This window comes from Hydrogenophaga crassostreae, from assembly GCF_001761385.1.
GTDB classification, from domain to species: domain Bacteria; phylum Pseudomonadota; class Gammaproteobacteria; order Burkholderiales; family Burkholderiaceae_C; genus Hydrogenophaga; species Hydrogenophaga crassostreae.
Window position 1 is genome coordinate 3,218,491 of the sequence record NZ_CP017476.1, and the last position, 13,307, is coordinate 3,231,797.

General features: G+C 63.9%; 12 protein-coding genes. 5 read left to right on the forward strand and 7 right to left on the reverse strand.

The window, feature by feature from the left end; genetic code table 11:
* Positions 1–41: 41 nt before the first annotated feature.
* From LPB072_RS14710 to LPB072_RS14735, 6 genes are all read right to left on the reverse strand, one after another.
* The gene (locus LPB072_RS14710) at positions 42–914 is read right to left on the reverse strand and encodes a zinc ribbon domain-containing protein (RefSeq protein ID WP_066084385.1); all 873 of its coding nucleotides are present in this window, start codon (positions 912–914) and stop codon (positions 42–44) included.
* Positions 915–990: 76 nt separating this feature from the next.
* Positions 991–2,085, reverse strand: a complete 1,095-nt coding sequence (queG, locus tag LPB072_RS14715) for a tRNA epoxyqueuosine(34) reductase QueG (protein WP_066084384.1) — start codon at positions 2,083–2,085, stop codon at positions 991–993.
* 84 nt (positions 2,086–2,169) lie between these two features.
* Positions 2,170–3,306, reverse strand: coding sequence for a HupE/UreJ family protein (locus LPB072_RS14720; protein ID WP_066084383.1), 1,137 nt, complete (start codon positions 3,304–3,306; stop codon positions 2,170–2,172).
* A 1-nt stretch (position 3,307) separates the two neighbouring features.
* Positions 3,308–4,333, reverse strand: coding sequence for a YHYH protein (locus LPB072_RS14725; RefSeq protein WP_066084937.1), 1,026 nt, complete (start codon positions 4,331–4,333; stop codon positions 3,308–3,310).
* Positions 4,334–4,350: 17 nt separating this feature from the next.
* The gene (locus LPB072_RS14730; protein WP_197508833.1) at positions 4,351–5,307 is read right to left on the reverse strand and encodes a YHYH protein; all 957 of its coding nucleotides are present in this window, start codon (positions 5,305–5,307) and stop codon (positions 4,351–4,353) included.
* A gap of 71 nt (positions 5,308–5,378) precedes the next feature.
* Positions 5,379–5,690 (reverse strand): hypothetical protein, encoded by a 312-nt coding sequence (locus tag LPB072_RS14735; protein WP_083282190.1) that lies wholly within the window; start codon positions 5,688–5,690, stop codon positions 5,379–5,381.
* 123 nt (positions 5,691–5,813) lie between these two features.
* Here LPB072_RS14735 and LPB072_RS14740 point away from each other — a divergent pair, with 123 nt between their 5' ends.
* The 4 genes from LPB072_RS14740 (at position 5,814) to LPB072_RS14755 (ending at position 10,184) form a co-directional block, all read left to right on the forward strand.
* Positions 5,814–7,277: an ATP-binding protein gene (locus LPB072_RS14740; RefSeq protein ID WP_066084381.1), complete on the forward strand. Its 1,464-nt coding sequence runs from the start codon at positions 5,814–5,816 to the stop codon at positions 7,275–7,277.
* A complete protein-coding gene (locus tag LPB072_RS14745; protein ID WP_066084380.1) occupies positions 7,274–7,996 on the forward strand; it encodes a response regulator in 723 nt (240 codons plus the stop codon). The genes LPB072_RS14740 and LPB072_RS14745 overlap by 4 nt, the downstream gene beginning before the upstream one ends.
* Positions 7,997–8,130: 134 nt before the next feature.
* A complete protein-coding gene (gene tsaE, locus LPB072_RS14750) occupies positions 8,131–8,748 on the forward strand; it encodes a tRNA (adenosine(37)-N6)-threonylcarbamoyltransferase complex ATPase subunit type 1 TsaE (RefSeq protein ID WP_231943262.1) in 618 nt (205 codons plus the stop codon).
* Complete coding sequence (locus LPB072_RS14755; protein ID WP_066084379.1) at positions 8,745–10,184, forward strand: N-acetylmuramoyl-L-alanine amidase; 1,440 nt, start codon at positions 8,745–8,747, stop codon at positions 10,182–10,184. The genes tsaE and LPB072_RS14755 overlap by 4 nt, the downstream gene beginning before the upstream one ends.
* A gap of 130 nt (positions 10,185–10,314) precedes the next feature.
* On the opposite strand, the gene LPB072_RS14760 is transcribed toward LPB072_RS14755, so the two are convergent.
* Positions 10,315–10,890, reverse strand: coding sequence for a YqaA family protein (locus tag LPB072_RS14760; RefSeq protein ID WP_066084378.1), 576 nt, complete (start codon positions 10,888–10,890; stop codon positions 10,315–10,317).
* Positions 10,891–11,299: 409 nt separating this feature from the next.
* Between LPB072_RS14760 and mutL the strand changes: the two genes are divergently transcribed.
* The gene (mutL, locus tag LPB072_RS14770; protein ID WP_066084932.1) at positions 11,300–13,195 is read left to right on the forward strand and encodes a DNA mismatch repair endonuclease MutL; all 1,896 of its coding nucleotides are present in this window, start codon (positions 11,300–11,302) and stop codon (positions 13,193–13,195) included.
* The last annotated feature ends 112 nt before the right edge of the window (positions 13,196–13,307 follow it).

Below are 13,307 nucleotides of genomic sequence, written 5' to 3' on the forward strand. Positions count from 1 at the left end.
CCGAGGCGCTGACCCCGATGCACCACAGCGCCTTCATCGCCTCAATTGGCGAGTCGTGACCTACGCTCTTCATCGAGTTTCCGGTACCAGACGCAAATAGGGTCCCGGATGTTGATCGCTTCGCGGCAAGCATCCACGCGGCACAGGTCGCGCGACAGGAAATTGCTTGCTTTGGCGCAGGCTTGTTCAACCGAAACCCTGGCAGGGGGTGGTGACGGCTTTGGGGCGGTGGCTGCCGTTTTTGAGTCAACAGGTTCAGCAGCGCCGGGTTGGGTGATCGCCTGGCGTGCCGTTTCGTTGCGCAAGCGCTCGGCCGCAACAGACTTGGCTGCGCTGGCCTCTGAGGCGGCCTTTTCCTGAGCGGCCAGCCGGGCGATGGTCTTACGGGCTTTTTCGGCGCGCTCCGCCTCTCGCTTCACGAGCTCGTCAAAATGGGCCTTCTCATCGGCATTCATCGCCGTTTCGATGGATGGCGCGGCCGCCGACGCTGAAGGCGCAGGTGCGGGCAACTGGGTGGGTTTTTCCGGGGCCAACGCGGGCTGCGCGTCGATCACAACCTCGCCGCCTTCGATGACTTCAACGGGCTCCTTCTGGTTCGCGCCCCACCAAAAAATCACTGCGCCAGCAAGGGCCAAAATACCCAGCAAAGGCCAGCGCCTGGCTTTTTGACCTTGCGTGGGCTGCGCTTGCGGGGTGTCATCGCTTTTGGGTTCATCCAGCGGGAGGCCACAGGCCTGGCAGGTTTTGGCGCCGCGCGAGTGAATCGCCTGGCAAACCCCGCAGCGAAGGGCCCGGTTGCTGGCTTTGTCGGTCAGATCGACGCCCGCTGCAATCGGCAAAAGCGGGCGTGCACAACCCCGGCAGAACTTTGCCTTGTTCCGGTTTTCTGTGCCACAGGCCTCACACAATTCCATGTTTTATCCGCGCTTCGTTCCAACGGGGCTTTCTACCACGGGAGAAAAGAGGGCGCGAGCGAAATGCCTCAAACCGCTACTGAGCCAACGCCCACTCCACATGTGCCCTGACCAGGTCACTGGGGTGCTGCGCTCGCTGCGCCAACGCTGCGCGGATGTCTGCAGCGTCTTCGTTCCGCAATGCGTTGCCCATGGCCACCGCGATGTTGCGCAGCCAGCGCTCATGGCCAATGCGTCGAATCGGGCTGCCTTCGGTGCGGCTTAGAAATGCGTCTTCGCTCCAGGCGAACAGTTCAATCAAGGAGGCGCCAGCAAGCCCTTCTCGTGGGTCGAAATCGGCCAGCGGGCTGCGCTGGGCAAACTTGTTCCATGGGCAGGCAAGCTGGCAATCGTCGCAGCCATAGATGCGGTTGCCGAGCAACGGACGCAGGTCTTCGGGAATGGGCCCGGCATGTTCGATCGTGAGGTAGGAGATGCAACGGCGTGCGTCGAGTTTGTGTGGTGCGACGATGGCCTGGGTGGGGCAAATGTCGATACAGGCGGTGCAGGCCCCGCAATGGCTGGACACAGGGGCGCTGGGCGGCAGGGCGAGGTCGAGGTATATCTCGCCCAGAAAGAACATCGAGCCACCCTCGCGGTTGAGGATCAGCGTGTGTTTGCCGCGCCAGCCCTGGCCACTGCGGCTGGCGAGCTCGGCCTCCAGAACCGGGGCGGAGTCGGTGAACACGCGGTGACCGAGTGGGCCCACGGCCTCGGCGATTCTATCGGCCAGCTTTTGCAAACGGGCGCGCAAAACCTTGTGGTAATCGCGCCCTCGGGCATACACCGAAACGATGGCCTCCCCGGGGCGCTCCAGCCTGGCCAGCTCATTGGCTTGCCAGTCGTCTGGCGTGTCTTTCGGCAGGTAGTCCATGCGCGCGGTGATCACGCTGACCGTACCCGGAATCAGCTCGGCCGGTCGGGCACGTTTGAGACCGTGGCTCGCCATGTAGCCCATGTCGCCGTGAAAGCCCTGGGCCAGCCAGGCTTGCAAGCCGGGTTCGGCGCTGGAAAGGTCAACCCCCGCCACACCAATCTCTGAAAACGACAGCGCCCTGCCCCATTGCTGGATCTGGGCCACGAGCGTTTCGGCTGCGGCTCGTTCGGCTGCTGGTTCTTTGGTGGTTCCCATGTGGCACCCATTGTAGAAAGGCGCCGCCTCCCTTTCCGGGAGAGCGCTGCAACCCCCCCGCGCCGCGCGTGATGCAGGGCATCCCTAGGCCAGCGAAGACAGGCGCTGAACCAACCAGATCAAACCCATGGCCATGGCCATCACCCCGACCAAACGCGTGGCCAGTTGCAGACCCCCATCCCCCCGCCAACGTTGTACAGCCAGAGCGAGCATCACCATCACCAGCGCCACCGCCAGTTGCGCCAACTCGATGCCCAGGTTGAAACCCGCCAGACTGGGCAGCTGGTGCAGTCTGTCCAGACCCAGCTCTGACAGCGCAGCACCCAGGCCCAGACCATGAATCAAGGCACAGCCAAACACAAGCCCGAACAACAACCACCGCGGTGGCCGGTGGCCTCGGTAGCGGGCGATGGCGTCGAATGCGGCCATGCCCACAATGGTGGCAGCGATGGCCGGCTCCACAACAGACGCCGGAACCGACACCACCCCTTTGAGGCTGAGCACCAAGGTCACCGCGTGGCCCAGGGTAAACAGGGTCAGCGCGCCCAGAACATGGCGCCAGCCCCAGCCGGCAGCGAGCACGACCAACAAGAACAGCAAATGGTCAGGGCCTTCGAAGATGTGTTGGGCGCCCAGCTTCACGCAGTCGGCAAAGGTTTGCCAGGCCGAAGGGAACATGTCCGCAGAAGGCTGTTGCGGCGTGAGCGTCATCAGGTGCTGCTCGCTTTTGTCGGCGCGGCTGGCGGTGACCCGAAACACCTGCTCGGCAGCACTTTGACCAAACAGGTTCACCTGAAAGCGCAGCGGGCTGCCAGGTTCGCCCAAATCAAAACGCCCCATCACAACCAGTTGCGACGACGGCCCCTCGCTCTCCCCCTCACCCCGGTGATCGGGCGGCGCAAGCGACAGCATCATCCCTTGCAGTTCGCGCGGTCCCTGTGCGTCCGACAACACCACGCCCTGTTTCACGGCGCCGATGATGCTTTGGCGGTGGGCGCCGAACTCGGCGCTGGAAAGCAGGCCATCACCGCTGTCATCGATGCCCTGAAAAGCCAGTACCGGGATCGACAAAACCATGAAGGCCCCGCCGTCCACCAGATTCAAGGTGCCCCGCTGGGCCACCATCAAATGGGCCTGCGCGGCGGGCAGCAAGGCGACCCAGGCGAACAGCCCGATCACCAGCGTGCGCCGGGCGCGTTGAAGCCGCGTCAGAAACCCCATGTCAGGACGGACGCGATGGCCGGGCCGCCACGATGACCTGGCCCTTCACGCAGCGCTGAAAGTAGGGATAGGTATCCGTCGCGAAGTAGTGGTAGATGCCCTCGGGGAACTCGGGCGTCGCGCCGGTTCGGCCGTTGCACTCGTCCAGATCGCCCAGGCCGGCCACGTACTCATGGTCTTGCTCGAAAGCGCCCATGGGGTAGACCGAAACCGGCGGGCGATTGGCATCGGGCGTGGCTTTGAGGCGGTAGCTGCCTTCGATCACCTTGATCGACGACTGGGCATCGTTGGCCACGCTGTAACCAAAGCGGGCGTATATCGGAAAGCCATCGGCGGCCCAGCCGATCAGGGTCATGGCCTTGCCCTTGCCTTGCTGGGCCGCAAAGGCTTCGGGCATGCCGTGGTAGTGGTAGGCGCCACCAGGTTGCACATGGGCGTTGTTGTTGTCCACACCGAAATCGAAGCTGGACTGCCCCAGCGCTTCCATGCGCCATGCGCCTGCGGGTCGACCCGGGTCGCAAACGCCTGTATCACTGCAACCGCCATTGGTGCCAGCATCGATCTTCACGCCGTTGAGCAACAGGCCAATCACGCCTGCGGGCCCACCCAGACGGGTGGCCCGGTCGGTCAGGCTGGGCGACAGCGTGAAGCGGGCCGACACTTGTTGCGCCTTGATTCGGTTGGGGTTGCCCGGGTTGGGGAAGGTGCCCACTTCGTGGTCTGGAACGCCGTTTGCGCTCAAGATGCGCTGCGTGGTGGAGCAAGTCCACCGCGCCTCGCTGACCGCCTTGACCGATGCCGAAGGGTTCAACGCGCTGTAGCTGTAATCACAGCCAATACCCTGCGTGCTGCCCGAGCTGATCACCCTGGCCGGGGCTGAAGAAGTTTCGGGCGGAGGTGGAAAACCGCCGATACCGCCGGGTGGGCCGTCCATGCTGCAAGCGGTCAAGGCCAGGGCGCCCAGCGCGATGGCCACAACGCCCAGATTGCGCGAGGCAAGCAGAGAAGGCGGAATGAAGGAATACATGCTCAAACTCATACAGATCAGATCAACGCTGCCGTGCTTCGGGTGGTGGTCGCACCAGGCGGTGGGGCCGCGGCTGCCGCCGTGCTGACACTGCCTTTCACACAGCGCTGGAAGTAGGGGTACGAATCGGTGGCGAAGTAGTGGTAGGTGCCATTCGGGAACTCGGGGGTCACGCCAGTGCGGCCATTGCATTCGTCCAGATCGCCTGCGCCGGCCACGTATTCCCAGTCTTGAGCGAAGGTGCCCAGGGGGTAGGCCGTGGCCGATGGACGGCTGGTGCTGACGGTGGCTTTGAGTTTGTAGCTGCCACTCATGGCTCTCAAAGACGAACTGGCGCTGCTGGCCACGCTGTAGCCATAGCGGGCGTAGATCGGGAAGCCGTCCGCCGCCCAGCCGATCAAGGTCATCGAAGCGCTGCTGGCGCCACGCAAGGCCATGAAGCCTTCGGGCATGCCGTGGTAGTGGTAGGTGCCGCCAGGTTGTACGTGGGCGTTGTTGTTGTCGGTACCGAAATCAAAGCTGCTTTGGCCGAGCGCCTCGATGCTCCAGCTGCCAGCGTTGTCGATCAGACTGCAGCTGCTGCCCGAGTCATCGCATGAACCGGCCGTGCCGGCATCGATTTTCACGCCGTTGAGCACATAGCCCTGAGGGCCGCGCGGCCCACCCAGGGTGGTCGCTGTGCTGGTCTCGGTCGGAAAGAGCGACAGGCTGGCGGAAATCGATTGCGCCGAAATCGTGTTGGGGTTGCCGGCATTGGGAAAAGTCCCCACGGCGTGATCGGGCACTCCATTCGCGGTCAGCGTGCGCTGGGTTGTGCTGCAGGCCCATTGCACCGTGCTGGTCAGTCTCACCGATGCCGAGCTGTTGTAGGCGCTGTGGTTGTAGTCGAACAAGACACCGGTGGTGTCGGAGGCGCTGGTTGTGGTGTCGTCGCAGCCGCCACAGGCTGTGACCAGTGCGGCAGCCGACGCCACCAGGAAAAAAGGAAGCCTTCAAGCGGCTGGCCTTGAGCAGGGTTGCGAGGGGGAAGGTCATCTGCGGGGCCTTACTGGCGCGGTGCCGAAGAACCATTGCTGCCTTGCCCCTGGGCGGGCGCACAGGCCAGCGGACGGCCCTGGGGCGCCATGCAGCTGCCGCTGACCGTGCCATTGGGACTGCTGAAGCTGCAACTGTCGCCAGATTTGGCTGTTTTGCAGGCGCTGAGTGCCTCGGCTGGCGGACCATTGCGGCCATTGCCGTTGCCAGGGCCGTCGCCGGACTTGGGTTGGGCCATCACAGCGGTACAGGCGAGCAAAGCCGTGAGGGTCGCCAGTCTGGCGACGGTTCGAATCGGGCGGATTGAAGCAACTGAAGGCATGGTGTGAAACGCTTGTTGAAAGGTCGAATGAAGGGGCTGGAGGGCATCGTAGAAAATCAATGTGGAGCGAATATGGATTCGAATCCATCGAATCTCCACAATCCGCGGGCACACTGGAGCACCATGCGTTCCCGACTCACTTTCACTCTCTCTGCCTGGCTCATCGGCGTTGTTGCCGTCAGCGTTCTGGCCATGGGCAGCTTCACCTCGTGGCACCTGAGCCAGGGTTTCACGGCCTACTTGCAAGCGCGCGATTCGGAGCGCTTTGACAAGTTCGTGGCGCTGGTGGAACAGCGCCTGGCCGTTGGCCCGAGCGCACTTCAGGGCGAAAAGGCGGCCCCCGACATGCGGGATTTGCTGCGCGAATTCGCGCTTGCAGAGGGCCTGATTCCGTTGGGTAGCAAGCCCCCTCAAGGCAGACCCTCTCACGAGGCCCCCCCCGGCGCCCCCAACCCACGACCACCACCTCCGGGCGCCGGTGAGGGGTTCGGCAGCCGGGTGGCGCTGGCGCTGCCCGACGGACGCTCATGGGCTGGCCCGCCCATCTCGCTGGAAGAAACCGGCGTTGTTGAACGCCCTGTCAAAGTGGCCGGCGAAACCGTGGCGCTGGCACGGCTCAGGCCTCTGACGCAGGCAGCCGACGCCCTTGAAGCCCAGTTCTTGACGCAGCAGTTTGCAGGTATCGCCGGGGTCGCCGCAGGCTTGTTCCTGCTGGCCCTGGTATCGGCGATGTGGCTGGCCCGCCAATGGATCCGGCCATTGGTTGCGGTGCAAGACGCCACGGCGCGCATCGCGCGGGGTGAACTGAGCGTGCGCGTACCCAACGCCCGCAGCGACGAGATCGGCGATGTGATGCGCAATGTCAACGCCATGGCCGCCAGCCTGCAAAACATCGAGGGCGCACGCCGCCGCTGGATGGCCGATCTCTCGCACGAGTTGCGCACGCCACTGACTGTGTTGCGCGGAGAAATAGAGGCACTTGTCGACGGCGTTCGTCCCATGACCACGAAGGCCATGGTGTCACTGCAAGAAGACACGCTCAGACTGGGCGCGCTGGTGGACGATCTGCATCTGCTGGCCATGGCCGATTTGCAGCCCCTGCCCTGCCGGTTCGAAGACACCGACGCCAGCGAGATCGTGCAAGGCGTGTTGCGTCGCCACGCCTTGGCTGCGACCGACGCTGGGCTGACGCTCAACTGGGCCAACGGCCACCCGCCCTCTGCGCCCCTGCACGGAGATCCGCGCCGCATTGAACAGGTGTTGAACAACCTGGTGCAAAACAGTCTGCGTTACACCGATGCGCCAGGGCAGATCACCGTCGACCTGAAAAGCACCCCCGAGTGCATTCAAATCATCGTTGAAGACAGCGCGCCAGGGCTGGAGCCGCAAGATATGAGCCGCATTTTTGAGCCTCTCTACCGCGCCGATTCGGCCCGCAGCCGCCACAATGGTGGCAGTGGCCTGGGCCTGGCCATCAGCGCGGCCATTGTGCATGCCCACGGCGGCCTCATCAGCGCCCACCCTTCACCGCTGGGTGGTTTGCGCATCGAGGTCGATTTGCCCACCCAACCAACGCTTCTGAAATGAACGGCCGAGACAACAAAACCCGCGTCCTCGTGGTCGAAGACGATCCCAAAATTGCCCGTTTGCTGGTCGACTACCTCGAGGCAGAAGGCCTTTTCGCCGATGTGGTGGCCGATGGGCTGGTGGCCGTGAATTTCATTCGACACGAACCGCCTTCACTGGTTCTGCTCGACTTGATGTTGCCGGGCATGAACGGCGTAGCCGTGTGCCGAACGGTGCGCGCCTGCTACAGCGGTCCGATCATCATGCTCACGGCCAGGATCGAAGAAATTGACCGCCTGATGGGACTCGATTCTGGTGCCGACGACTACGTCTGCAAACCGTTCAGCCCGCGCGAAGTCATGGCACGGGTCAAGGCACAGTTGCGGCGGGTTCAGGGCCGGGTCACCACCGACCCCGATCCATGGGCCATCGACGAAGACCGGTTTCGCATCGCCTGGCAAGGCCACTGGCTCGACCTGACCGTGCTGGAGTTTCGAATGTTCCGCCTGCTCCTGGGCAAGCCAGGGCGCGTGTTCTCAAGGGCGCAACTGCTCAACAGCCTGCATTCGGACGACCGCGACGTCAGTGACCGTGCGATCGACAGCCACGTCAAGAACCTGCGCAAGAAAATTCAGGTGGTTGACCCCGCGTTTGACTGCATCAGCTCGGTCTATGGCGTGGGTTACCGGTTCGAGATACCTGCCGGTCCGCCAGAAGAAAAGCCCGTGCTTCACACCTGAAACATCGAACAGACGGGCTTATTTGGCGGTCATGCCATGTAAAAGAGGGCAACGCTTGACGGGTTCCTGCACATCGCCGGCGCGATTTGGGAAAATAAGCGTTCCCGGCCCATGGCCAGCAAACGAATGATCCGTTGAGCAGCAGCATCCCTACCAGCGATTTCGGTGAACAAAAAGCCCCTGTCAAGGCTCCACCGGCAGGCTTTTCGCGCCAATCAGAAAACACCTGGCGCGGCCAGTGGGCGAGCGAAGCCGACACCCGCGCCTTCGCACTGCAGCTGGCGGCCCATCCCGCCGTGCTCAACGCCACCATCACGCTGCATGGCGATCTGGGTGCCGGCAAAACCACTTTTGTGCGCCATTTGCTGCGCGCCCTGGGCGTACAAGGGCGCGTCAAGAGTCCGACCTACGCCGTGGTCGAGCCCCATGAGGCCCTGCCTTGCCCTTTGTTGCCGGCCAACGAGCCGCTGCACATCTGGCACTTTGATTTTTACCGTTTTACAGATCCGCGTGAGTGGGAAGATGCAGGCTTTCGCGAACTTTTCGCCAGCCCCGGCCTCAAGCTGGTGGAATGGCCTGAGCGCGCCGCCGGGCATTTGCCCCCCATCGATGCCGAGCTGCATCTGCAAACCCTGGACATGCCCCTGACTTTGATTGCTGAAACCGACGATGCCGCCCCTGCAAGGCAGGTCACCTTTAACGCCATGAGTCCGGTCGGCCAACAGCTGTTGTCTGCCTTGCGCACCGCATGAGCCAAGACAACAACACCCTGAACCGCCGCAAGCTGCTGAAAGCGGGCTCGCTGGTCTTGCTGCTGGGCACGCAAGAGATTGCGCGTGGCGCCAGCGTGGTCGCGGTGCGCATCTGGCCGGCCAAAGACTACACGCGCTTGACCATCGAAACAGACGGCTTGCTGAAGGTGAAGCAAACCCGGGTGAGTGAGCCGCCCAGGCTGACCGTCGACATCGAAGGCATCGATCTGCTGAACCCGATTCGCGAACTGGTGGGCAAGCTCAAATCCAGCGACCCCAACATCGCCGGTATGGTGGTGGTTCAGCAAGAGCCCAATGTGGTTCGGCTGTCCATCGACCTGAAGAAGCCGATCCAGCCCCAGGTGTTCAACCTGCAGCCGGTCGCGGCCTACCAGCATCGGCTGGTCCTGGATCTGTTCCCTGTGCACGTGCCCGATCCGCTCGCAGAACTGATTGGCCAGCGCATGAAAGAGATGGATGAAGCCAGCGAGCGCGCCGCGCGCCTGCTTGGCATCGAAACCCATGAGCTGAATGCCCGAACAAGTGCCAGGGACCCGATCGGCGAACTGATCGCGCGCAGCACTGGCGGCACCACGTCAACGACTGACAGTCCCGGGTCCAACGAGGCGACCACCACCGCCAGCGCAAATGAAGACAGCCGCTCCAGCGCAAAACAGCGCCCTGGCGCGAGGAACAGTGCCATCAACGAGACCGATCGCCTCATCATCGTGGCGCTGGACCCCGGTCATGGCGGCGAAGACCCTGGCGCCTCCGGGCCGGCCGGCACGCTGGAAAAAAACGTGGTGCTGCAGGTGGCGCTCAAACTGCGCGACCGCATCAACGCCACCAAGGTCAACAACCACCCCATGCGGGCCTACCTCACCCGCGACGCCGATTTTTTTGTGCCGCTGGGCGTGCGCGTACAAAAAGCCCAGCGGGTCAACGCCGATCTGTTCGTGAGCCTGCATGCCGATGCCTTCTTCACGCCCGACCCGCAGGGCGCCAGCGTTTTTGCGTTGAGCACCAAAGGCGCCAGCAGCGCCGCAGCGCGCTGGATGGCCAGCAAGGAAAACGCTGCCGACCTGGTGGGCGGCATCAACCTCAAAACCAAAGACGCCACCGTGCACAGGGCGCTGGTGGAAATGAGCACCGCCGCCCAGATCAAAGACAGCCTGAAACTGGGTGGTGCCATGCTGGGCGAGGTGAAGAAGATCGGCAAACTGCACAAGCCGCGCGTCGAACAGGCCGCCTTTGCGGTGCTGAAAGCGCCGGACATTCCCAGCGTGCTGGTGGAAACGGCCTTCATCAGCAACCCCGAAGAAGAGCGGCGACTCAACACCGCCGACTACCAAAACGACCTGGCCGAGGCATTGCTGAAAGGCATCGTGCGCTACTTCGGGCAGAACCCGCCGCTGGCGAGAAACCGCACTGTATAGGCTCCCGCGCCGCGCCTTTGGCGCGTCTCCTCCCCAGGGGACGACGCTGGCCGACCGGCAAAGCCGGACCGGCGGCGTTCTCGGTTGGGGTTCCCTTTTTTGGCCCGCGTTACTTCTTTGCGAGCAAGCGTCAGCGCAGAGCCAGGTAGGCCACGCCCACGGCCGCGATGGAGCCCCAGCCCACCCATTCCATCACGGGACGAAGTTTGGGCTCCATGGCGGGACCAAAGCGACCCATGAGCCAGCTGACCAGGAAGAAGCGGCCTCCGCGGCCGACGATGGAGGCCAGAACGAACGGCAAAAACGGCATGCCCATGCCACCAGCGGCCAGGGTGAATACCTTGTAAGGAATGGGTGAAAAGCCCGCGATGAACACCGCAGTGAAACCCCATTGTTCGAACCAGCCACGGGCGGTAGCGAGGTTGTCGGCCCAGCCCATCCTCTCTATCCAGGGCATCAGGGCCTCCAGCGCCCAGGTACCGAGGAAATAGCCCAGCATGCCCCCCAATACCGACATGAGTGTGGTGAGCAAAGCCAGACGCCACCACAGCTTGGGCTTCGCCAGGCACATGGGCGCGAGCATCACGTCGGGCGGGATCGGAAAGAATGAGGACTCGGCAAAACTCAACGCCCCCAGGTACCAGGGCGCGCGCGGGTGGCGGCTCCAGGCAATGACGCGGTCGTACAGCGGTTCAAACAGTTTCAAGGCACACCCAAGGGTAGGTTTTTTAGCGGGCAAGGCACGGACCTGTTGGCTGACCGGCGAGAGGATTGCAACGCTTCGGGGGCAATTATCCCAGCCAATCCTTAGGGAAGCTCTGCATAACCCGCGCCGTGCGCGGCGTGGTCTTTGCGGGGTGCTGCCGGGAGGCGCGAAACCTCGGGGCCAGCCTGGACGGCTGCCCTGAATTTGCAACGCAAGGCATCGCCCGCAAAACCACGGGCCACAAGGGTTTGGCCCCAAACGGGCATCTGACGCACCTGTCGGTTTGCGTGTGCGAAGAGGTACACGGCGCACCAAGCAGGCACGCCAGCCCGCCCGTTTTGAAGCCGAACACGCATCGCAGGGGTTGTGCAGAACCAACCCAACCCGCCACGAAGCCTACAATTTCCCGGTGAACACCACCCCGAACCTCCCTCGCCGCCCGATTCTTGAATTGCCCGATGAGCTGATCAGCCAGATCGCCGCCGGCGAGGTCGTTGAGCGCCCGGCCTCGGTCGTGCGCGAGCTGGTGGACAACGCGCTGGACGCCGGCGCCACCCAGATCACCCTGCGGCTGCTGGCCGGCGGCGTGCGCCTGATCAGCGTGGAAGACAACGGCAGCGGTATCCTGCGCGCCGAGCTGCCCACCGCCTTGAAACGCCACGCCACCAGCAAGATCGCCAGCCTGGGTGATCTGGAATCGGTCGGCACCATGGGTTTTCGGGGCGAGGCGCTCGCCGCGATCTGCTCGATCGCCGAGGTGTCGCTGCTGACCCGGGTGGACACCGACGAAGAGCCCCACGGCTGGCTGCTCGACGGCCGCAGCGGCGAACTGCAGCCCACCGCCCGCGCGCCAGGCACCACGGTCGAGGTGCGCGAGCTGTTTTTCGCCACGCCCGCACGCCGCAAATTTCTGAAAACCGATGCCACCGAGCTGGCCCATTGCGTGGAGGCGATGCGCCGCCATGCGCTGGCCCGGCCCGATGTGGGCTTTGCGATCTGGCACGAAGGCAAGCTGAGCGCGCAATGGCGAGCGGTGCCCGGCGGCGGCATGACCGCGTTGCGCCAGCGGTTGAGCGACGTGCTGGGCGAAGATTTCATTGCGCAAGCGGTCGCCGTGGAATGGCCCTCGCCCGATGCCGAACCCCTCGAATACGAAGGCCAGCGCCTGCGCATCTGGGGTTTCGCGGGGGTGCCCGACGCCGCGCGCTCGCGCAACGACTGGCAGTTCGCCTATGTGAACGGCCGCTACGTGCGCGACAAAACCATCACCCACGCCGCCCGCAGCGCCTATGAAGATGTGTTGCACGGCCACCGCCAGCCGGTCTACGCCCTGTTCATCTCGCTGGACCCGGCGCGGGTGGATGTCAACGTGCACCCGACCAAGATCGAAGTGCGCTTCCGGGACGGCCGCGAGGTGCACCAGGGGGTGCGCCGCGCGGTGGAGTCGGCCCTGGCCGCACCGCGCGCCGGATCGGCCCAGGACGGGTCCACCCCCGTGGCAACTTTGGCGCCCCGGTCGGATGGCCCGGTTTTGCAGGGTGAGCCGTTTGTCGCCCCACAACGCACTCAGGTACAGGACCCGCTGCGCTTCCCCGCCAGCTACAGCTCCGCGCCGGAAATCGGCCACCGCGTGAGCGACATGCAGGCGCTCTGGCAACCCAGCGCTGCTCCGTCTGCCCAACCGTTCAGGGCTGTGGAACCGGCTGCCTTGCCCGCAGGCGAATGGCCGCTGGGCCGCGCCATCGCGCAATTGCAAGGCGTCTACATCCTGGCGGAAAACAACCAGGGCCTGGTGGTGGTCGACATGCATGCGGCCCACGAGCGCATCGTCTACGAGCGCTTGAAGCAGCAAATGGACAGCGAACAGCTCGCCAGCCAGCCCCTGCTCATCCCCGCCACGTTTGCCGCCACGCCGCAGGAAGTGGCCACCGCCGAAGACAGCGCAGTCGTACTGGCCATGCTCGGTTTGGAAGTGGTGCCGTTTTCGCCCAAAACGCTGGCGGTGCGCGCCGTGCCGACCACGCTGGCCCAGGGCGACCCGGTGGAGCTCGCCCGCAGCGTGCTCGCCGAACTCGGGCAACACGACGCAAGCACGGTCGTGCAACGCGCCCGCAACGAACTGCTGGCCACCATGGCCTGCCATGGCGCCGTGCGCGCGAATCGGCGCCTCACCATCGACGAGATGAACGCCTTGCTGCGCCAGATGGAGGTCACTGAACGCTCCGACCAGTGCAACCATGGGCGGCCAACCTGGCGGCAGATGGGCATGAAGGAGCTGGACGCGCTGTTTTTGCGCGGGCGCTGATTCGACCCGCGCACACCATACAGGTGTGCAACGCCCCTAAAACGGGATTGAGAATGGGCCAAATGCACCAAAATGCCGACTTCTGCAGGTGAAATACAAAATTTGCATAATC

Coding starts and splice junctions, on each gene's coding strand:
- LPB072_RS14710 (WP_066084385.1), bottom strand. CDS start 914: ATGGAATTGTGTGAGGCCTGTGGCACAGAAAACCGGAACAAGGCAAAG.
- queG (WP_066084384.1), bottom strand. CDS start 2,085: ATGGGAACCACCAAAGAACCAGCAGCCGAACGAGCCGCAGCCGAAACG.
- LPB072_RS14720 (WP_066084383.1), bottom strand. CDS start 3,306: ATGGGGTTTCTGACGCGGCTTCAACGCGCCCGGCGCACGCTGGTGATC.
- LPB072_RS14725 (WP_066084937.1), bottom strand. CDS start 4,333: ATGTATTCCTTCATTCCGCCTTCTCTGCTTGCCTCGCGCAATCTGGGC.
- LPB072_RS14735 (WP_083282190.1), bottom strand. CDS start 5,690: ATGCCTTCAGTTGCTTCAATCCGCCCGATTCGAACCGTCGCCAGACTG.
- LPB072_RS14740 (WP_066084381.1), top strand. CDS start 5,814: ATGCGTTCCCGACTCACTTTCACTCTCTCTGCCTGGCTCATCGGCGTT.
- LPB072_RS14745 (WP_066084380.1), top strand. CDS start 7,274: ATGAACGGCCGAGACAACAAAACCCGCGTCCTCGTGGTCGAAGACGAT.
- LPB072_RS14755 (WP_066084379.1), top strand. CDS start 8,745: ATGAGCCAAGACAACAACACCCTGAACCGCCGCAAGCTGCTGAAAGCG.